The following is a 19,658-nucleotide window of genomic DNA, read 5'->3' on the forward strand; positions in this document are numbered from 1 at the left end:
CTCTCCTCAGCGCAGCGCCGGCACGTCCCAGAGGTTCAGCTTCGTGCCGATCCCCCGGGCGAGCGCGTTGCGATAGATCATCGTGCCCCAGGCCACGTCCTCGACCGGCATGCCGCCCACCGACATCAGCACGATCTCGTCGTCATTGCGCCGGCCCGGGGTGACGCCGGCGACGATCGCGCCAAGGTCTTCCAGATCCGCGCGCGCCATCCGGCCCTCGGCGATCATGTCCATGAACTTCACCCCGATCACCGGGATCGTGTGATGCGCGGGCTTCGGGCATTCCTCGAACCACGCCTCGTAAAGCCCGGTGTTGTCGAGCACCTTGCGCACATCCCGCGCCTCCATCCCCGCGTCGATCTCGCAGCCGGCGGGCATCGCGAGGAAGGCGCCCGGTTTCACCCATTCGCGCTTCACGATCGGATAAAGGCTCGGATCGCCGGTCTCGCCCGAGGCGCAATAGGTGACGATGTCGGAACCGCGCACCACCGCCTCGAGCGTGTCGACGACCTCGATGGTGGTCACCTGCGGGTAATGCTCGTTCACCCAGGCGATGAAGGTGTCGAGGCTCTTCTGCCCGCGCGCCTTCACCTTGACCGTGTCGATCTGCGGGCAGACCGCGATGAAGGCCGCAAGTGCGGTGCGCGCCATCACCCCCGGCCCGAGGATGCCGACGATCTTCGAGTCCTTGCGCGCCAGGTGGCGCGCGCCGACGCCGGGCACCGCGCCGGTGCGATAGGCCGAGAGCAGGTTCGCCGACATGAAGGCCAGCGGTGCGCCGGTGTCGGCGTCATTGAGGGTGAACATCAGGATCGAGCGCGGCAGGCCCTTTTCCCGGTTCTCGATGTTCGAGCCGTACCACTTGACGCCCGCGGTGCGGAAGTTGCCGCCGAGATAGGCCGGCATCGCCATGAAGCGGCGGTCGGCGGTCGGCTTGGGCATGTCCGGGAAGGGCGAGTTTTCCGGGAACATCACCATCGCGCCGTGGCTGTCGTTGTTGGCGCCGGCCATGCGGTAATCGCCGTGGTAGAGCAGGCCGAACATCTCTTCCATGCAATCGACGCAGGCGGGCATGTCGGTGACACCGGCGCGGATCATCTCGGGTTCGGAGAGATAGAGGAAGTCGATCTTGGGAAGGGCAGTCATCTTGGGTCTTTCACTGCTTGCAGAAAGGGTGAGCCCTGCCGCGCGCCGCCCGCACCGGGAGCACCAACGGATCGTCGCGGCAGGGGGAAAGGTCAGTCGAAGGCGCGGCCGAGGCGGGCGAATTGCTCGGGCCGGGTGCGCTTGATCCAGGCGGCGAACAGCAGCCCGCAGGCGCCGGTGGCGATCACGATCTCGGGGAAGGCGAGCACGATCGGGTTTTCCGAGCCGGTGAGCAGGGTGAGGTTCGAGGAGACGAGGAGGAACGCTCCGACGAGCCCCGCCGTGGCCAGCACCGGCGCCACGAGAACGGTGAGGACCGAGCGCTGATGCGCGGTGCGGCGGAAGAAGACGATCACCGCGACCGAGACCAGCACCTGCACCGCCAGGATGCCCAGCACCGCAAGCCCCGACATCCAAGAGAAGACGAGGGTGTAGGGATCGGCACCCGAGAGGCCGAAGCCCAGGATGATCAGCGCCACGAGCCCCGCCTGCACCAGCCCCGCGACATGCGGCGAGCCATGCGTCTCATGCACCGCCGAGAGCGACTTCCATGCCAGCCCCTCGTGGCCGAGCGCATAGAAATAGCGGTTGAGCGTGTTGTGGAAGGAGAGCAGGCAGGCAAAGAGGCTGGTCAGCAGCAGCACGTTCATCACCTGCACCGACCAGTGGCCAAGCATCGTCTCGGCGGCGGCGAAGTAGAAACCGTCGAGGTTCTCGGTCGCCGCGCCCGTCACCGCGGCCGGGCCGTAGAACTGCACGATCGCCCAGGTCGAGACCGCATAGAAGGCGGTGATCAGCAGCACCGCGACATAGGTCGCGCGCGGAATGGTGCGGTCGGGATCGCAGGCTTCCTCACCGAAGATCGCGGTGGCCTCGAAGCCGACATAGGCGCCCAGAACGAAGACCATGGTGACGCCAAGCCCGGGGCCGAAGACCTCGGAGGGGCGGAAACCCGCAAGGCTCAGCCCCTCGGCGCCGCCGTGCATCACGATCGCGATGTCGAGAAGCAGCAAGATCACCAGCTCGGCAATCATGCACAGGCCGAGGATGCGGCCCGAGATCGCGATGTTGCGCCGCCCGAAAAGCACGACGACGGCCAGCACCGCCAGCGACCACACCCACCACGGCAGCGAGACGCCCAGGCTTTCCATCGCCCCCGCCATGAACACCGCGAAGAGCGCATAGATGCCGATCTGGATCGCGAAATAGGCGAGCAGCGCCATCAGCGCGCCGCCGATCCCCGCACCGCTGCCAAGCCCACGCGAGATATAGGCGTAAAACGCCCCTGCCCCGGTCACGTGCCGCGTCATCGCGGTGAAGCCCACCGAGAACAGCAGGTAGAGGATGCCCGACAGGATGAAGGCGCCCGGCACGCCTGCGCCATTGCCGAAGGCAAAGGCCGGCGGCGTCGCCCCCACCACCGCGGTCATCGGCGCCGCCGCCGCGACCACGAAGAACACGATATGGGTCAAGCCGATCGAATTTCCCTGCAGACGATTTGCGCCTGTCTGATTGTCCATCTGGTGATCATCCCTGTCAGCGTTATGTCATTTAAGGACGAGTTACCCTGCCGCCTCCGGCCCGAGACCATTGCATCTTGCGCCAGAAATCCGATACTTCACGCCAAATGGCCGTTTCGAACGGAGAAACCGCGCCAATGCCGCCGTCCAACGCGCCGCTGCCGAAAATCACGTCCGTCCGGGCCCTAATTCTTGAGCCGATTTTCGCGTACTTTGATAACGATTTGAGCAGAATGGGAATTTTGCTCCATCGCAACGGGCTCTCGGCCGAGATCTTCGACGACCTCTACACCCCGATTCCCCTCGCCGCCTATCTCGACATCTTCGAACAGGCGGCCGAGCTGGCGGGCGACCCGTTGCTTGGCGCGCGGCTCGGCTTCGGCATGCGGCCGGGCACGCTCGCGCCGATCGGGCTGCGCGCGGTGCAGTCGGCGACGATCCGGCGCGGGCTTGCGGCGCTGGCGCGCTGGTCCGGGGCCTTGCAAAGCGGCACGCAGGTCAGCCTCGAGGATGACGGCGCGCATCTGGTGCTGCGCTACATGATCAGCGCGCCGCAGTCCCGCCCGTGCCGGCAGGACAGCGAATTCACCCTCGCCGGGATCTGCACCCTGATCCGCACCGGCTTCGACACCCGCTGGCGCCCGGAGGAGGTGCATTTCGCCCATCCCGAGGGTCCGGGGGCGCTGACACTCGCGCGGATGTTCGGCGCGCCGGTGCTGTTCTCGCAGGGCGCGAACGCGATCGTCATGGCCGCCGCCGAGGCAGACCGGCCGCACCGGACCGAGGATGCCGACATGATCGCGCTGATCGAGCGGCATCTGGGCGATCTGGTCGGCGAGGCGCATCACGCGGGCTCAGTGCGCGAGCAGGTGACGGCGCTGATCGGGCTGCATCTCGGCGTGCGGCCGGTGACGCTCGAGACGATCGCCGCCGCCATGCGGATCGCGCCGCGCAGCCTGCAGCGGCGACTGGCGGACGAGGGCGAAAGCCTGAGCGGATTGCTGGCCGAAGTGCGCCGCGCCCGGGCCGAGACCCTGCTGCGCGAGCATGGCATGAGCATCGAGGCGGTGGCGACCGCGCTCGGCTATGCCGACGGCACCGCCTTCTGGCGCGCCTGGCGGCGCTGGACCGGCGAAAGCCCGAGCCGGCTGCGCACACCGCCCAAGGGGCGGGGGTGAGCCCCCCTCGGCTTCGCCTCACCCCCGGAGAATTCGCACCAGGAAAAGGCAAGGGCGCCCCGATCGGAGCGCCCTTTGTCTTCATCTTGCCGCAAATACCTCGGGGGCCGAGGCATTGCCTCGGCGGGGCAGCGCCCCCACCCGATGGGGTCAGAGCTTCGCGGTCATTTCCGGGACGGCCTGGAACAGATCGGCGACCAGACCGAAATCGGCGACCTGGAAGATCGGCGCCTCTTCGTCCTTGTTGATCGCGACGATGATCTTGCTGTCCTTCATCCCCGCAAGGTGCTGGATCGCGCCCGAGATGCCGCAGGCGACATAGAGCTCCGGCGCCACGACCTTGCCGGTCTGGCCGACCTGCCAGTCGTTCGGCGCAAAGCCCGAGTCGACCGCCGCGCGCGAGGCCCCGACCGCCGCGCCGAGCTTGTCGGCGAGCGCCTCGATGATCGCGAAATTCTCTTCCGAACCGACGCCGCGGCCGCCCGAGACGACGATCTTCGCCGAGGTGAGCTCGGGGCGATCCGAGGTCGCCACCTTGTCCTCGACCCAGGAGCTGAGACCCTTGTCGCCCGCCGGGGCGGCGGCCTCGATCGGCGCCGAGCCGCCCGCACCCGCCGCCTCGAAGGCGGTCGTGCGCACGGTCATCACCTTGACCTTGTCCGAGGACTTCACCGTCTGGATCGCGTTGCCGGCATAGATCGGGCGCTCGAAGGTGTCGGCGTCGACGACGCCGATGACATCCGAGAGCACCATCACGTCGAGCAGCGCCGCGATCCGCGGCAGCGCATTCTTCGCCGCTGCCGTCGAGGGCGCGACGATATGGCTGACGCCACCCGCGAGCGAGACGACGAGATCGGCGAGCGGCTCGGCCAGCCCATGGGCATAGGCCGCGTCCTCGGCGACCAGCACCTTCGCCACACCGTCAAGCGCCGCGAAGGGGGCCGCATCGACGCCCGCGCCGGCGAGCAGAACCGTCACCGGGCCGAGCTTCTTCGCCGCCGTCAGCGCCTTCGCCGTCGCGTCGAGGCTGCTTGCTTCCGCAATCAGAAGAACCGACATCAGATCACCCCCGCGTCTTTGAGTTTGCCGATCAGCTCGTCGACCGAACCGACCTTGATGCCGGCCGAGCGGCCCGCGGGCTCGGCGGTCTTGACCACCGTGAGCCGCGGCGTGACGTCGACGCCATAGTCGGCGGCGGTCTTCTCCTCGAGCGGCTTCTTCTTCGCCTTCATGATGTTCGGCAGCGAGGCATAGCGCGGCTCGTTGAGCCGCAGGTCGGCGGTGACGATCGCCGGCAGCTTCACCTCGATCGTCTGCAACCCGCCGTCGACCTCGCGGGTGACCTTGGCCTTGTCGCCCTCGATCGCCACTTCCGAGGCGAAGGTCGCCTGGCTCCAGCCCAGAAGCGCGGCGAGCATCTGCCCGGTCGCGTTCATGTCGTTGTCGATCGCCTGCTTGCCGGCGATGATCAGGCCGGGCTGTTCGTCCGCCGCGACCTTGGCGAGGATCTTCGCCACCGCGAGCGGCTCGATGTCCTGATGCACGTCATCGGCGGCCACCACCAGGATCGCGCGGTCCGCGCCCATGGCGAGGGCCGTGCGCAGCGTCTCCTGTGCCTGCTTCACGCCCACCGAGACCACCACGATTTCCGAGGCGACGCCCTTTTCCTTCAGGCGGATCGCTTCCTCGACCGCGATCTCGTCGAAGGGGTTCATCGACATCTTCACGTTCGCAAGATCGACCCCCGTGCCATCGGGACGCACCCGCACCTTGACGTTGTAATCAATCACCCGCTTGACCGGGACGAGAACCTTCATGTCTCTCTCCTTCAGACACGTTCCAGAAGCAGCGCGGCGCCCTGGCCGACGCCGACGCACATCGTGGCCAGACCGTAGCGGCCGCCCCCCCGCGCAAGCTCGAGCGCCACCGACCCTGCGATGCGCGTCCCCGACATGCCGAGCGGATGGCCAAGCGCGATCGCGCCGCCATTCGGGTTCACCCGCGGATCGCCATCGGCAAGGCCGAGGCCGCGGGTGACGGCAAGCGCCTGCGCGGCGAAGGCCTCGTTCAGCTCGATCACATCGAGCGCGTCGAGCCCGATCCCGGCGTTGGCCAGAAGCTTGCGCACCGCGGGCACCGGGCCATAGCCCATCACCCGCGGCGCGACACCGGCCGCGGCGGCGCCGACCACCCGCGCGATCGGGGTCAGGCCATGGCGTTTGGCGGCCGCGGCCGAGGCCACGATCAGCGCCGCGGCGCCATCGTTCACGCCGCTGGCATTGCCGGCCGTGACCGAGCCATCGGGCCGGGTGATCGGCCTGAGGCGCGCGAGATCCTCGAGCGTGGTGGCGCGCGGGTGTTCGTCCTGCACCACCTCGACCGCCTTGCCACGGCCGAGGGCCACGGTGACCGGCACGATCTCGGCCGCAAGGCGCCCGTTTGCCTGTGCCGCGGCCGTCAGCACCTGCGAGCGCAGCGCGAAGGCATCCTGATCGGCGCGCGAGATGCCGTGTTCATCGGCAAGGTTCTGCGCGGTTTCCGGCATCGAGTCGGTGCCGTAAGCCGCCTGCATCTTCGGGTTGACGAAGCGCCAGCCGATCGTGGTGTCATGCACCTCCGCCGCCCGCCCCCAGGGGGTAGAGGATTTTGGCATCACGAAGGGGGCGCGGGTCATGCTTTCGACGCCCGCCGCGATCGCCAGCTCCATGTCGCCCGCCTGCACCGCGCGCGCCGCCGCCGCCACCGCCTCGAGCCCCGAGCCGCAGAGCCGGTTCACCGTGACGCCCGGCACCGTCTCGGGCAGGCCCGCGAGCAGAAGCGCCATGCGCGCCACGTTGCGGTTGTCCTCGCCCGCCTGATTGGCGCAGCCCATCCAGACCTCCTCGACCGCCGCCGGATCGAGGCCGGGGTTGCGGGCAAGCAGTGCAGCGAGCGGAATCGCCGCCAGATCGTCGGTGCGCACCGGGGCAAGCGCCCCGCCATAGCGGCCGATGGGCGTGCGGATATAGTCGCAGATGAAGGCGTCGGTCATGGTGTCCTCGCAAGGTCGGAGAGGCTGCGCCCGGTCTCGGCCGCGCGGCGCAGGATGTCGGGCAGCGCCCAGGAAAGCGGGTCCTCGGCGGCGAAGGTCTCGATCCGGGCGCGAATCCCGGGCAGGCCCAGCCGTTCGGCATAGTGCATCGGGCCGCCGCGCCAGCGCGGGAAGCCATAGCCATGCACCAGCACGAGATCGATGTCGGACGGGCTTTCGGCGATGCCCTCCTCGAGGAGACGCGCGCCCTCCTCGATCATCGCGGTGATCGCGCGCGCGACGATCTCGTCATCGCTGAAGGGGCGACGGGTGATCCCCGCGCGCGCGCTTTCCGAGGTGACGATCTGGTTGATCGCGGCGGAGGGCACGGGCTTGGCCCCCTCGTAATCATACCAGCCGGCACCCGTCTTGCGGCCAAGCCGGCCGGTCTCCTCGACGATGCGATCGGCGATCGGGATGTAGCGGATGCCGGGTTTCGTCTTCCATCCCATGCGCTTGCGGTTCGCATGGGCGATGTCGAGGCCAGAGAGATCCTGCACCTCATAGGGCCCCATCGCCATGCCGAAACCGCGCAGCGCGGCATCGACCTGCGCGGGCAGCGCGCCCTCGATCAGCATCACGTCGCAGATCTGGCGGTAACGGGTGAGGATGCGGTTGCCGATGAAGCCGTCGCAGCCCCCCGCCGGCACCGCGATTTTCCTGAGCCGCGCGGTGAGCCGCAGCACGGTGGCGAGCGTCTCGGGCGTGGTCGTGGCGGCGCGGATCACCTCGACCAGCTTCATCACATGGGCGGGCGAGAAGAAATGCAGCCCGAGGAAGCGGCCCGGGTTGCGCAGCCCCTCGGCGATGCGGTCGGGGTTCAGATAGGAGGTGTTCGTCGCCAGGATCGCGGTTTCGGGCAGTGCGGCATCGAGCGCGGCGAAGACCTGTTTCTTCACCGCAAGATCTTCGAACACCGCCTCGATCGCAATATCGGCGGGGGGCAGATCGGCATAGCCCACATGGTAGGAGTGGCGCGCGGCCTGGGCGGCCTCGGCCGCCTCGGGGGAGGATTTGCCGCGCGCTACGGCCTCGGCGTAGAGCGTGGCGACATTCGCCCGCGCCCGTTCCGCCCCGGCCGCATCGGTTTCCACGAGCGCGACCGAGATGCCGACGCCCGCGAGTGCATAGGCGATCGCCGCGCCCATCGTGCCGCCGCCGACGACGACGGCGGTGTCAATCGCCGCGCCGCCCGCGCGGCCGCGGGCAAGCGCCGCGCGCTCGGCAAAGAAGACATGGCGCAGTGCGGCGGCCTGATCGGAGGTCTTCAGGCTCAGGAAGGTCTCGCGCTCGCACGCCAGCCCCTCGGCGAGCGGAAGCGTGGCCGAGGCGGCGACGAGGTCGATCGCAAGGCCGGGCGCCACCTGCCCTTTCGCACGTTTCGCCGCCTGCGCCAGCGCGGCCTCGACCGCCGCCGGGTCGGCGGCCGGGGCGGGCAGCGCATCGGGCAAGGGGCGTGCGGGCAGCGCGAGGGTTTCCGCTGCGGCGACCGGGTCGTCCGCCAGCGCATCGACGAGGCCGAGGCGCAGCGCCTCGGCGGCACCGATCACCCGGCCCTCGGAAATCAGCGCGAGCGCCGGGGCAAGGCCCACAAGCCGCGGCAGGCGCTGCGTGCCGCCGGCGCCCGGCACCACACCGAGCGTCACCTCGGGCAGGCCGAGCGTCGCGCCGGGCCCCGCCACGCGGGCGGCACAGGCCAGCGCCAGTTCCAGCCCGCCGCCCAGCGCCGCGCCATTGATCGCGGCGATCACCGGCACCGGAAAGGCGGCGATCCGCGCCACCAGATCGGGCAGATGCGGCGCGACCGGGGCCGCATCGAATTCCTTCGCATCGGCGCCGGCGACGAAGGCCCGCCCGGCGCCCGTGAGCACCACGCGGGAAACGCCCGCCGCCAGCGCAGCATCAAGCGCCGCACTCAGCCCGGCGCGCACCGGCTGCGCGGTGACATTGACGGGCGGGTTGTCGATGGTGATGCGCGCAATGCCGCGCCGCGCGGTGAAGCGCACCGGATCGGTCATGGGAACCTCTCGGACAGTCTGGGATTTGGGGGGGCGCGAGGCCCCCCGCTCAGGTCATCGCCGCGCGGCTTGCCTCGTATTCGGCCTTCAGCGCATTGCGCAGCGCGAATTTCTGGATCTTGCCCGAGGCGGTCGCGGGCAGCTTCTCGCGAACTTCGAGCCGCTCGGGGAAGTATTGCTTCGCCAGATGCTGCCCCTCGAGGAAGGCGATCATGCCGGCGAAATCAAGGCTCTGCCCCGGTTTCGGCACGATGAAGGCGCAGGCGCGCTCGCCCAGGCGCTCGTCGGGATAGGCGACGATGGCGACCTGATGCACGGCCGGGTGCTTGTAGAGCAGCGCCTCGACCTCGACGACCGGGATATTCTCCGCGCCGCGGATGATGACGTCCTTCGAACGGCCGCAGATCCGGATATAGCCCTCGGCATCCATCCGCGCGATGTCGCCGGTGTCGAACCAGCCGTTTTCGTCCGTGGCATTCCACTGCGGCCGCTTCAGATAGCCCACGAAGTTCGAGCAGCCGCGGACGTAAAGCTCGCCCTCGTGGCCCACGGGCACCGGCACACCATCCGCGCCGCGGATCTGGATCTCCATCCCCGGCAGCACGAAGCCGTCGGTATGCACCGAGCGCTCGTCGGGGTCGGTGGGCGCCACCACGGTGACCGCGCCGTTCTCGGTCATCCCCCAGGCGGAGATCACCTTGGCACCAAGGATCGCATGGGCGCGCTCGACCAGCGGTCCGGGGATCGCGGTGCCGGCGCACAGGAAGATGCGCAGGCTCGACATGTCGGCGCCGCCCGCCTCGACCGCGGTCGCAAGGTCCATCAGGAACGGGGTCGAGGCCATGGTGAAGGTGACGCCCTCGGAGGCGATCAGCCGCGCGCCGAGATCCTTGTCCCAGCTGTCCATCAGCACCATCCGCGCGCCGAGCATCACCGGCAGCAGGAAGCCATACATGAAGCCGGTCTGGTGCGCCATCGGCGAGGCCATCAGGATCCGGTCCTGCGCGCCCAGACCCAGCCGCGCCGCATAGGCGACAAGGTTCGAATACATCGTGTTCGCCGTGTGCATCACGCCCTTCGGCTCGCCCGTCGTGCCCGAGGTGTAGATCAGCTGGCACACGTCATTCGCATCGCCGCGCATCTCGGCCGAACGCGCGCGCAGCGCGTCATCGACGACAAGCGCCGGGTCGAGCAGAAGCGCCTCGAAGCTGTTCGGCCCCTCGCCGCCCGCGACGATCAGGTGCTCGAGCTCGGGCAGGTCGGGGCGCATGCCCTCGGCCATCGCCTCGTGGTCGAAATGGCGGAAGATCTTCGGCACGACGAAAGCCTTCGCCTCGCCATGGCGCAGCATGAACAGAAGCTCGTGCTCGCGGAAGATCGGCATCACCGGGTTGAACACGATGCCGAGCTTTCGGCAGGCGATGTAGAGGACGATGAACTCCCACGAGTTCGACAGCTGGCAGGCCAGCACGTCGTCCTTGCCCAGCCCCAGCCGGTCGAGCCCCGCCGCCGCGCGCCACGACAGCGCGTCAAGCTCGGCCCAGGTGAAGTCGCGCCGCCCGCCCTCGGTCACGGTGATCGCGGTCAGCGCGCGGACGTCGGGCTCTGCCGCAAGGCAGGCCTCGAAATAGTCGAGAAGCGTCTTGCCGGGCCAGAAGCCCGCCGTCTCCATCGCCTCGCGTCTCGGTTCGATCAGGATCGCGTCGAATTTCATCGTGTCTTCCTCCCCAAAGACCCGGCTCAGCCCGCCACCGCGGCCCGGCCCGCCCGCTCGCGGGCGATGATGTTCTTCATGATATGCGCAGTGCCGTCGCCGATCTGCAGGCCCAGCACGTCGCGCAGCCGCTGCTCGAAGGGCAGCTCGTCGGAATAGGCGGCATGGCCGTGGATCAGAAGGCAGGCATGGATCGCCTCATAAGCCAGCAGCGGCGGCCACCATTTCGCCATCGCCGCCTCGGCCACATGCGGCCGGCCGGTGTCCTTGAGCCAGAGCGCATTGAGGCACATCAGCCGCGCCGCCTCGACCTTGGTATCGAAATCGGCGAGCTGGTGGGTGATGCCCTGGAACGCGGCAAGCGGCTTGCCGAAGGCGTGGCGCTCGCCGATATAGGCCCAGGCCTCGTCCAGCGATTGCCGCGCCGTGCCGAGGCATTGCAGGCCAATGAGCGAGCGCGAGAAATCGAAGCCCTGCATCACCTGGACAAAGCCCTTGCCCTCCTCGCCCAGCAGGTTCGCCGCCGGCACCCGGACATTGTCGAAGAAGATCGAGCCGCGGCCGATCGCGTGCTGGCCGAGGTCGGAGAACCGCGTGGTCGAGATCCCGGGCGTGTCCATCGGCACGAAGATCGCCGAGATGCCTCGGGCGCGGTCCTCGGGCTGGCCGGTGCGGGCAAAGACCACCGCGCCCTTCGCCTGATCGGCGGCCGAGATCGAGGTCTTCTCGCCGTTCAGCACGTAATGGTCACCCACCCGCTCCATCTTCAGCCCGAGGTTCGCCGCATCGGAACCGCCGCGCGGCTCGGTCAGCGCGATCGCCACCATCAACTCGCCCGCGGTCAGCTTCGGCAGCCAGTCGCGCTTGATCTCGTCATTGCCGAAGCGCGCCAGGATCTGGCCGTTCAGCGAGGCGAGGATGTTGATGTAGCCCATGTTGAAATCGGCGCGGGCGATTTCCTCGATGATGACGCCCGAATAGATCGAGCCGGCGCCAAGCCCGCCCAGCTCCTCGGGCAGTTCCGGGGCGATCAGGCCAAGGCTGCCCATCTCGCGCAGGATGTCGGGGCCGAAGGCGCCGGCCTTTTCGCGCGCCTTGTAGCCGGGGGCGAGTTTCTCGCTGGCGAACTTGCGCGCCATCTCCCGCAGCGCGGTCAGTTCCTCGGTGTCGAAGATCGTGGGGTACATCGCTTTCCTCCTCAAGCATGGGACGGGTCCGGCCCCCTCAGACCGGACCCGCCGGCCCGCGCCCTCCCCCGAGGGCGCGGCGCGTCGTCACTTGCCGAACTTGCGGAAGTCGGGCTTGCGCTTCTCGCGGAAGGCGACGCCGCCTTCCTTGCTCTCGTCGGTATCGTAATAGAGGCTGAGCGCGCGCATCCCCAGGGCCGAGATCCCGCGGATGTTCTCGCTGTCGGCGTTGAAGCTGACCTTGGCGAGCGCCAGCGCGGTCGGCGAGCGGTCCATCAGCTCGGCCACCCAGCGGTCGACCTCGGCGTCAAGCTCGTCATGCGGCACGACGGCATTCGCGAGCCCCCAGGCCAGCGCCTCGGCGGCAGTGTAGCGCTTGTTCAGATACCAGATCTCGCGCGCCCGCTTCTCGCCGACGACACGGGCGAGGTAGGCGGTGCCGAAGCCCGGATCGACCGAGCCGACCTTGGGCCCGACCTGACCGAACTGCGCCTTCTCGGAGGCGATCGTCAGGTCGCAGATCGTGGCGAGCACGTTGCCGCCGCCGATGGCGAAGCCGTTCACCCGCGCGATCACCGGCTTCGGCACGTCGCGGATGAGGCTCTGCAGCTCGTCGATCGGCAGGCCGATCACGCCGCGCCCGTCATACTGCCCGTCATGCGCCGACTGGTCGCCGCCGGTGCAGAAGGCCTTGTCGCCCGCGCCGGTGAGCACGATCACGCCCACCTTGCGATCCCAGCCCGCGGTCTGGAAGGCGTGGATCAGCTCGTCGACGGTCTGGCCGCGGAAGGCGTTGTATTTGTCGGCGCGGTTGATGGTGATCCAGGCGGCGCCGCCGCGGATTTCATAGAGGATATCTTCGTAGGTCATCGGTCGTCCTCAGCCGTGCATGGTCAGGCCGCCAGACACCGAGATGGTCTGGCCGGTGATGAAGGCGGCGTCGTCGCTCGCCAGGAACAGGATCGCGCCGGGCAGATCCTCGGGCTTGCCAAGCCGCCCCATCGGCACCGCCTTGGCGAAGGCCACGCGCAGCTTTTCCTTGTCACCCGCCGCTTCCATGAAGTTTTCGAGCATGCCGGTCTCGGTCACGCCGGGGCAGACGGTGTTGAAGGTGATGCCGTGGCGCGAATGTTCACGCGCGAGCGTCTTCATCAGCGCGATGACGCCGGCCTTGCAGGCGGAATAGACGCTCTCGCCCGAGGAGCCGCCGCGGCCCGCGTCGGACCCGATCGAGACAACCTTGCCGCCCGCCTTGCGCTCGACCATCGACAGCAGCACGGGCTTGGTGATGTTCAGCACCGCGCGCAGGTTGATGTCGATGATCTTCGACCAGTAGTCGGGTTCCGACTTCAGGAAGGGCACGAAGAGATCCCAGCCCGCGTTGTTCACCAGCACGTCGATCGGGCCGAACTCGGCCTCGACCCTGGCCACCGCGGCGCAGGTCGCCGCGTAATCGGTCAGGTCGACGACCATCGCCGTGGCCTCGCCGCCCTGCGCGGTGATCGCCTCGACCGCGGCCGCCGCGGCCGCCGCGCTGATATCGGCGACGATGACGCGGCTGCCCTCTTCCGCAAAGCGCCGGCAGGTCGCCGAGCCGATGCCGCCGCCCCCACCCGTTACGACAACAACTTTCCCTTTCAGACCACGCAAGATGTTCTCCTTCCCGTGTGCCGGGCCATGCGGACCCGATGCCGGAACCGGGTTCCCCCGAGATTTCCGCGCCGAATCGCCTTTCCGAATGCCGGATGGCCTCCCTGCCCCAAACATGCGCGGCCCGGCAATTTATGTCAATATATTTACTTTCTTTGTGCGCAACGCCATCGCTTGACCGCGCCGCGGACTGCAGCCATTCTGGCGGACATGATGCAAAACGGCGAAAAACCCAAAGATCAGGCCCCGCGGCTGAGCAACCGGCTCTTCTTCCGGCTCTACCAATGCGCCAACATGTTGCACAAAACCGGGACACGGGCGCTCGATGCGCATCACATCACCACGCAGCAATGGGCGGTGCTGGGCGCGCTGACGCGGCCCGCGTTCGAGCCGGGCGTGGCGGTGGGTGACCTCGCCGCCTTCCTGCTGGTCAGCCGGCAGAACCTGACCGGCGTGCTGACCCGGCTCGAGGCGATGGATTACATCGAGCGCACCGTCGACGAGAACGACAACCGCTCGCGGCTGATCCGGCTGACGACGAAGGGCCGCAGCCTCTGGGACGAGGACATGCGGCCGGTGATCTCGGATTTCTATGACGATGCGCTGCGCGGGTTCTCGACCGAGGACCGGATCCACATGATCCATTACCTCGACAAGATGCTGCGCAATTTCAAGGACATCGACCCCGAAATTCAGACAGACAAGAAGGCCGCCGAGTAACCGGCGGCCTTTGGCGTCTCACAGCCCCGCGGCCGCGCGCGCCTCGGTCACCAGCGCCTTCGCGATGACGATCTGCTGGATCTGCGTCGTGCCCTCATAGATCCGGAACAGCCGCGCATCGCGGTAAAGCTGCTCGGCGCGGTATTCGCGGATATAGCCGTTGCCGCCATGCACCTGCACGTTGCGGTCGGCGATCCGTCCCACCGCCTCGGAGGCGAACATCTTCGCGCAGGAGGCCTCGACCGAGACATTGAGTCCCGCATCGCGCTTGCGCGCCGCGTCGATCACCATGCAGCGCGCCGCGTAGGCATCGGCCCTGCTGTCGGCGAACATCGCCTGGATCAGCTGGAAATCCGCAAGGGTCTTGCCGAACTGCCGGCGCCCGACGGCATAGGCCAGCATGTCGTCGAGGATCCGCTCCGACAGACCGACGCAGGCCGCCGCGATGTGCAGCCGCCCCTTGTCAAGCACCTTCATCGCGGTCTTGAACCCCTGCCCCTCGACCCCGCCGATCAGCGCCGAGACGGGCACCCGGCAGTCCTCGAAGATCACGTCACAGACATGCGCGCCCTGCTGCCCCATCTTCTTCTCGGGCTTGCCAAGGGCAAGGCCGGGCGTGCCGCGTTCGACCGCGAAGGCGGAGACGCCCGAGGCGCCCTTCTGCGCCGGATCGGTGCGCGCCATCACGGTGAACAGGCCCGCATGCGGCGCATTGGTGATGAAGCGCTTGGTGCCATTGAGGACGTAGACATCCCCCTCGCGCCGTGCCGTGGTGCGCACCGAGCCCGCGTCCGAGCCGACCTCGGGCTCGGTCAGCGCGAAGGAGCCGATCAGCTCTCCGCTGGCCAGCCGCGGCAGGTATTTCGCCTTCTGCTCGGGCGTGCCGTCGATCGCGATCCCCTGCATGCCGATGCCGACATTGGTCGCGAACATCGAGCGGAAGGCGGGCGCGGCGCGGCCCAGCTCGAAGATCGCGTTCACTTCCTCCTCCATCGTCAGGCCGAGCCCGCCGAAGTCTTCCGGGGCGGTCAGGCCGAACAGGCCCAGCTCGCGCATCTGTGCGACGATGCGCTCAGGGATCGCGTCGGTCTCGGCCACCTCGGCCTCGGCCGGGATCAGCTGCTCGTCGACGAAGCGGCGCAGGGTGGCACAGAGCTGCGCGAGCGTATCGGAATCCAGCGCCATTTCATCCTCCCATTTATGGCAATATATTTACGTATAATGTCGAAGAGCGCACCGCGCAAGATGAAACAATCGGCGCATGTCTGAGCAATATGGAGATCAAGCGAGACACCCCTTGTCGATAAATGACAATGTCTTTACATTTATCCGCAGGGAGGACCCACGCATGAAGGCAATCGTTCTGAGCGAACGCGGGCGCGCCGGAGTCGCGCTGCGCGAAATGCCCCGGCCGGACTGTCCGCCGGGGTCGGTGCGGGTGCGGATGGTCGCGGCCTCGGTCAACCGAGTCGACCTCTACATGCGCGACAGCGGCGCCGGCATCACCCACAGCCTGCCGCAGATCATGGGCGTCGACGGCGCGGGCACGGTGATCGAGGCGCCAGGCTGCCCTGGCCTTGCGCCGGGCGATCCGGTGGTGCTCTACCCGGCCGAATTCTGCGGCACCTGCCGCGCCTGTCTCGCGGGTGACCAGCCGCTGTGCCACACCATCCGCATCCTCGGCGAGCATCGCGACGGCACCTTCGCCGAGGAGGTGGTGGTGCCCGCGCGCTCGGTCGTCCGCCTTGCCCCCGGCGCCGATCTCGAGGCCGCGGCGATGCTGGGCGTGGCGGGTCTCACCGCCTGGCGCATGGTCTTCGGCAAGGTGGCGGCGGGGCCGGGTCAGGTGGTGCTGGTGCAGGGCGCGGGCGGCGGCGTCGCGCAGGTGGCGACCGAGCTGGCCCGGATGGCCGGGGCGCGGGTGATCGTGACCACCACCGGCGAGGGGAAATGGGGCCATTTCCGCGCCCGCGGCCTCGAGGTGATCGACTACCGCGCCGAGGATATCGCGAAGACCGTGCTGCGCCTGACCGATGGCGAGGGCGCGGATCTGGTGATCGACACCGTCGGCGAAAAGACCTGGGGCGCCAGCCTGCGCAGCCTCACCCGCGGCGGCGCGCTTGTCACCTGCGGCGCGACGACCGGGGCGCATCCATCGGCCGACATCCAGCGCCTCTTCGTGCGCCAGCTCTCGGTCCATGGCTCGACCATGGGCTCGATGGAGGAGTTCCGCCGCTTGATCCGCTGCTGGGAAAGCGGCGCGATCCCCCCGCTCATCGACAGCACCTTCCCGCTGGCCGAGGCGCCCGCCGCCTTCGAGCGCCTCGAACACCCCGCCCGCATGGGCAAGATCCTGATCCGCATCGCCTGAGGTATCCATGGCTTATGACACCATCCTCGTCACCACCGACGGCGCCGTCGGTCTCATCACCCTGAACCGGCCCGAGGCGCTCAATGCGCTGAACAGCACGATCACCGCCGAGATCTCGGCCGCCGCCGCCGCCTTCGACGCCGATCCCGCGATCGGCGCGGTGGTGCTCACCGGCTCGGACCGCGCCTTCGCCGCCGGCGCCGACATCAAGGAGCTGAAGGACAAGACCTTCGCCGAGGTGTTCGAAGAGAACCTGATCACCGCCACCTGGGAAGGGATCTCGCGGCTGCGCAAGCCGGTGATTGCGGCGGTCTCGGGCCATGCGATCGGCGGCGGCTGCGAACTCGCGCTGATGTGCGACATCATCATCGCCTCGGAAACCGCCCGCTTCGCCCTGCCCGAGACCGCGATCGGCGTGATCCCGGGGGCGGGCGGCACGCAGCGGCTGACGCGGATCGTCGGCAAGGCGGTGGCGATGGACATGATCCTGAGCGGCCGGGCGCTGAGCGCGGCCGAGGCGCTGGCGCATGGGCTGGTGAGCCGCGTCGTGCCCGCGGGCACCCAGGTGAGCGAGGCGGTGACGCTTGCCGCAAGCCTCGCCGCGCGCTCGCGCCCCGTTCTCGCCCTCGCCAAGGAGGCGGTGAACAAGGCCTATGAGACGCATCTGCAGGAAGGCATCTATGTCGAGCGGCGGCTGCTCTATTCCACCTTCGCGCTCGAGGACCGGCGCGAGGGGATGACCGCCTTCGCCGAAAAGCGCCCTCCCGTGTTCCGCAACCGCTGAGCGGCGCCCGGCAGGCGGACGCCCCGCCGCCGCCGCTTGACGGCCGGCGGCGGCGGCGCTTCCCTGCACGGACACCAGCGAAAGGCCCGCCATGTCCCCCTGCCCGCCCATTCCCGACGAAACCTGGCCCGCCGAGATCGAGGATCTGCGCGCGGGCTTTGCCGGGCGGCTGAACGTCTATCGGGTGATGGCGCATCACCCGGCGCTGCTGCGGGCCTGGGCGCCGCTGCGCGCCCATGTCGTCACCGACAGCGCGCTTGGCCCCGACCGCTCCGAGGTGGTGATCCTGCGCTGCGCGGTGCGGATGGGGGCGGAATACGAATGGGCGCATCACGTCACCCGCGCCCGCGCGCTTGGCTTTTCCGACGCGAGGATCGCCGCGATCGGCAGCACGGCCGAAGGCGAGGACGGGCTGATCGCCGCCGCGGTCGATGCGCTGTTCGACGCGCGCCGCCTGCCCGCCCCGCTCGAGGCCGCGCTTGCCGCGGCGATCGGGCAGAAGGCGGTGCTCGACCTGATTGCCACGGTCGGCTTCTATTCCGTGCTCGGCTATCTGCTGATGACCTACGAGACGCCCGTCGACGCCGATGTCGCCGCCGCGATGGCGCGCGCGCCGCTGCCGCTGCCCTAGGCGGAAAGCCCCGCCGCGATCTTGCCGGCAAGCTCGACCAGCGGCGCGCCATAGGTGTCGAGCACCTTGCGCGTGCTCATCGCGGTGCGGATCCAGATCATCGAGACGCAGCCCGCCACCGCCCCCTCGATCAGCACCGGCGCGGCGATCGAGGCGGTCTGCGCGCGAAACTCGCCCGCGTCGCGCAGCGCAAACCCGGCGGCGCGGGTCTCGCCGATCATCCGCTCGAGCCGATGGGGTTCGAGGAACAGCATGTCCGCCGGGTCGCCCAGACGGCGCAGGTGGTCAAGGATCAGCTCCCGCTCCTCGGTGCCGCAAAAGCTGAGATAGGCGCGCCCGGCCGAGGTGCGCAACATCGGCAGCCGATAGCCGATCATCGCGCGGTCGATCGACAGCGGCGAGCGGCCATGCGTCGTCTCCTGGATCACCATCGCGGCGTTGTCGTAGACGGAGAGATCGAGCGGCCAGACCAGCCGCGCGCCGTAATCGGCGAAAAGCGGTCCGGCGATCTGGCACAGGTCCGAGGTCAGCGCCCCGGCATCGCCAAGCGAGGCCGCAAGCCGCGTCACCCGCACCCGGTTCGAACTGGCGGAAAAGGCGACATAGCCCGCCTCCTCGAGCGTCTCGAGCAGGCGATAGACCGTCGGCCGCGGCAGGCCAAGCGCCGCCGCGATCTCGCCGGGACGGCAGGCGCCCTCGGCATTCACATGGCGCAAGATCGCAAGCCCGCGGGTCAGGGACCGCACGGACTCGCTTTTCTTAGGGGCAGGTTCACGCATCGTCATCGGCGCACAGTGGCATGGCGCGCGCGGCCCGGAAAGGCTCAGACTTCGTTCGCGACCGGGTTCGACAGCGTGCCGATGCCCGAGATCTCGACCTCGCAGACATCGCCGTCGCGCATCCACAGGGGCGGATTGCGCCGCGCGCCGACCCCGCCCGGCGTGCCCGAGACGATCACGTCGCCCGGCAGCAGCGGCAGGATCGTCGAGCAATAGGCGATCAGCCGCGGGATCGAGGTGATGAGCAGCGAAACCTCGGTATCCTGCACCACCTGCCCGTTCAGCCGGGTCTGCAGATGCAGCGCCGCGGGATCGGGGATCTCGTCCGCGGTCACCATCCAGGGCCCGAAGGCGCCGGTGCCGGCAAAGGTCTTGCCCGGCATGAACTGATGCGTGTGCTTCTGCCAGTCGCGCACCGAGGCGTCATTGTAGCAGGCATAGCCTGCGACGTGATCGAGCGCCTCGGCCTCGGGGATGCGGCGGCCTGCCTTGCCGATGATGACCGCAAGCTCGCCCTCGTAGTCGAACTGATCGCTTTCGAGCGGCTTCACCAGCGCCGCGCCATGGCCGATCTGGCTGCCGGCATAGCGCGCGAAGAGCACCGGGTTCGGCGTCTCCTCGCGGCCGGTTTCCTGAATGTGGTCGTGATAGTTCAGCCCGACGCAGATGATCTTGTCGGGGTTCGGGATCACCGGGTCATGGGCGACGGCGTCGAAGGCATAGTCGGCGGGCGCCGAGGCCAGCGCTACCGCCCCCGCCAGATCGCCCGCGGCGAGGAAATCGCGCAGCGTCGGCGCGGCGAAGCGGCGGCCGAGATCGACGATGCCGGCCTCGGTGACAAGGCCATAGCTCGCACGGCCGTCTTTGGTGAAGGAACAAAGTTTCATGGG

The 19,658-nt window shown here is 68.7% G+C and carries 18 protein-coding genes; 5 read left to right on the forward strand and 13 right to left on the reverse strand.

Going from position 1 to position 19,658, the window contains the following annotated elements; translation table 11 throughout:
- Positions 1 to 6: 6 nt before the first annotated feature.
- Both AC0QTQ_RS13475 and AC0QTQ_RS13480 read right to left on the reverse strand, forming a co-directional pair.
- Positions 7 to 1,146 carry an ornithine cyclodeaminase family protein gene (locus AC0QTQ_RS13475; RefSeq protein ID WP_480256999.1) on the reverse strand — a complete coding sequence of 380 codons (1,140 nt, stop codon included), beginning with the start codon at positions 1,144 to 1,146 and terminating at the stop codon, positions 7 to 9.
- Positions 1,147 to 1,238: 92 nt separating this feature from the next.
- The gene (locus tag AC0QTQ_RS13480) at positions 1,239 to 2,618 is read right to left on the reverse strand and encodes an APC family permease (protein WP_240664708.1); all 1,380 of its coding nucleotides are present in this window, start codon (positions 2,616 to 2,618) and stop codon (positions 1,239 to 1,241) included.
- A 290-nt stretch (positions 2,619 to 2,908) separates the two neighbouring features.
- On the opposite strand from AC0QTQ_RS13480, the gene AC0QTQ_RS13485 reads away from it, so the two are divergent.
- Entirely contained in the window at positions 2,909 to 3,844 is a 936-nt protein-coding gene (locus AC0QTQ_RS13485) for an AraC family transcriptional regulator (RefSeq protein WP_480257000.1), read from the forward strand.
- Between the two features lie 150 nt (positions 3,845 to 3,994).
- Here the strand turns inward: AC0QTQ_RS13485 and AC0QTQ_RS13490 are convergent, their stop codons facing one another.
- From AC0QTQ_RS13490 to AC0QTQ_RS13525, 8 genes are all read right to left on the reverse strand, one after another.
- On the reverse strand, positions 3,995 to 4,903 hold the full coding sequence (locus tag AC0QTQ_RS13490) for an electron transfer flavoprotein subunit alpha/FixB family protein (protein WP_480257001.1): 909 nt from the start codon (positions 4,901 to 4,903) through the stop codon (positions 3,995 to 3,997).
- Positions 4,903 to 5,661 (reverse strand): electron transfer flavoprotein subunit beta/FixA family protein, encoded by a 759-nt coding sequence (locus AC0QTQ_RS13495; RefSeq protein WP_480257002.1) that lies wholly within the window; start codon positions 5,659 to 5,661, stop codon positions 4,903 to 4,905. Before AC0QTQ_RS13495 ends, AC0QTQ_RS13490 begins: the two co-directional genes overlap by 1 nt.
- An 11-nt stretch (positions 5,662 to 5,672) precedes the next feature.
- Positions 5,673 to 6,875: a 3-oxoadipyl-CoA thiolase gene (pcaF, locus tag AC0QTQ_RS13500; protein ID WP_480257003.1), complete on the reverse strand. Its 1,203-nt coding sequence runs from the start codon at positions 6,873 to 6,875 to the stop codon at positions 5,673 to 5,675.
- Positions 6,872 to 8,932: a 3-hydroxyacyl-CoA dehydrogenase NAD-binding domain-containing protein gene (locus AC0QTQ_RS13505; RefSeq protein WP_480257004.1), complete on the reverse strand. Its 2,061-nt coding sequence runs from the start codon at positions 8,930 to 8,932 to the stop codon at positions 6,872 to 6,874. Before AC0QTQ_RS13505 ends, pcaF begins: the two co-directional genes overlap by 4 nt.
- 49 nt (positions 8,933 to 8,981) lie before the next feature.
- The gene (aliA, locus tag AC0QTQ_RS13510) at positions 8,982 to 10,646 is read right to left on the reverse strand and encodes a cyclohexanecarboxylate-CoA ligase (protein ID WP_480257005.1); all 1,665 of its coding nucleotides are present in this window, start codon (positions 10,644 to 10,646) and stop codon (positions 8,982 to 8,984) included.
- A gap of 26 nt (positions 10,647 to 10,672) precedes the next feature.
- Entirely contained in the window at positions 10,673 to 11,833 is a 1,161-nt protein-coding gene (gene aliB / locus AC0QTQ_RS13515; RefSeq protein ID WP_480257006.1) for a cyclohexanecarboxyl-CoA dehydrogenase, read from the reverse strand.
- Positions 11,834 to 11,920: 87 nt separating this feature from the next.
- A complete protein-coding gene (badI, locus tag AC0QTQ_RS13520) occupies positions 11,921 to 12,703 on the reverse strand; it encodes a 2-ketocyclohexanecarboxyl-CoA hydrolase (protein WP_121534975.1) in 783 nt (260 codons plus the stop codon).
- A gap of 9 nt (positions 12,704 to 12,712) precedes the next feature.
- Positions 12,713 to 13,483 carry an SDR family NAD(P)-dependent oxidoreductase gene (locus AC0QTQ_RS13525; protein ID WP_480257007.1) on the reverse strand — a complete coding sequence of 257 codons (771 nt, stop codon included), beginning with the start codon at positions 13,481 to 13,483 and terminating at the stop codon, positions 12,713 to 12,715.
- 294 nt (positions 13,484 to 13,777) lie between these two features.
- Between AC0QTQ_RS13525 and AC0QTQ_RS13530 the strand changes: the two genes are divergently transcribed.
- Positions 13,778 to 14,203 carry a MarR family winged helix-turn-helix transcriptional regulator gene (locus AC0QTQ_RS13530; protein WP_240664568.1) on the forward strand — a complete coding sequence of 142 codons (426 nt, stop codon included), beginning with the start codon at positions 13,778 to 13,780 and terminating at the stop codon, positions 14,201 to 14,203.
- An 18-nt stretch (positions 14,204 to 14,221) separates the two neighbouring features.
- On the opposite strand, the gene AC0QTQ_RS13535 is transcribed toward AC0QTQ_RS13530, so the two are convergent.
- Complete coding sequence (locus AC0QTQ_RS13535) at positions 14,222 to 15,388, reverse strand: acyl-CoA dehydrogenase family protein (protein WP_480257008.1); 1,167 nt, start codon at positions 15,386 to 15,388, stop codon at positions 14,222 to 14,224.
- A 163-nt stretch (positions 15,389 to 15,551) separates the two neighbouring features.
- On the opposite strand from AC0QTQ_RS13535, the gene AC0QTQ_RS13540 reads away from it, so the two are divergent.
- The 3 genes from AC0QTQ_RS13540 to AC0QTQ_RS13550 all read left to right on the forward strand — a co-directional run bounded on the left by AC0QTQ_RS13540 (position 15,552) and on the right by AC0QTQ_RS13550 (position 17,989).
- Entirely contained in the window at positions 15,552 to 16,574 is a 1,023-nt protein-coding gene (locus AC0QTQ_RS13540) for a zinc-binding dehydrogenase (RefSeq protein WP_480257009.1), read from the forward strand.
- Positions 16,575 to 16,581: 7 nt separating this feature from the next.
- The gene (locus AC0QTQ_RS13545) at positions 16,582 to 17,358 is read left to right on the forward strand and encodes an enoyl-CoA hydratase-related protein (RefSeq protein WP_113900511.1); all 777 of its coding nucleotides are present in this window, start codon (positions 16,582 to 16,584) and stop codon (positions 17,356 to 17,358) included.
- Between the two features lie 91 nt (positions 17,359 to 17,449).
- Entirely contained in the window at positions 17,450 to 17,989 is a 540-nt protein-coding gene (locus AC0QTQ_RS13550) for a carboxymuconolactone decarboxylase family protein (protein ID WP_480257010.1), read from the forward strand.
- Here the strand turns inward: AC0QTQ_RS13550 and AC0QTQ_RS13555 are convergent.
- Together AC0QTQ_RS13555 and AC0QTQ_RS13560 are read right to left on the reverse strand one after the other, a co-directional pair.
- Entirely contained in the window at positions 17,986 to 18,735 is a 750-nt protein-coding gene (locus tag AC0QTQ_RS13555) for a DNA-binding transcriptional regulator (RefSeq protein ID WP_480257011.1), read from the reverse strand. The two genes, AC0QTQ_RS13550 and AC0QTQ_RS13555, sit on opposite strands and share 4 nt — an antisense overlap.
- 77 nt (positions 18,736 to 18,812) lie before the next feature.
- Entirely contained in the window at positions 18,813 to 19,655 is an 843-nt protein-coding gene (locus AC0QTQ_RS13560; RefSeq protein WP_480257012.1) for a fumarylacetoacetate hydrolase family protein, read from the reverse strand.
- Positions 19,656 to 19,658 lie beyond the last annotated feature (3 nt).

The organism is Paenirhodobacter sp. YD-8, assembly GCF_056590935.1.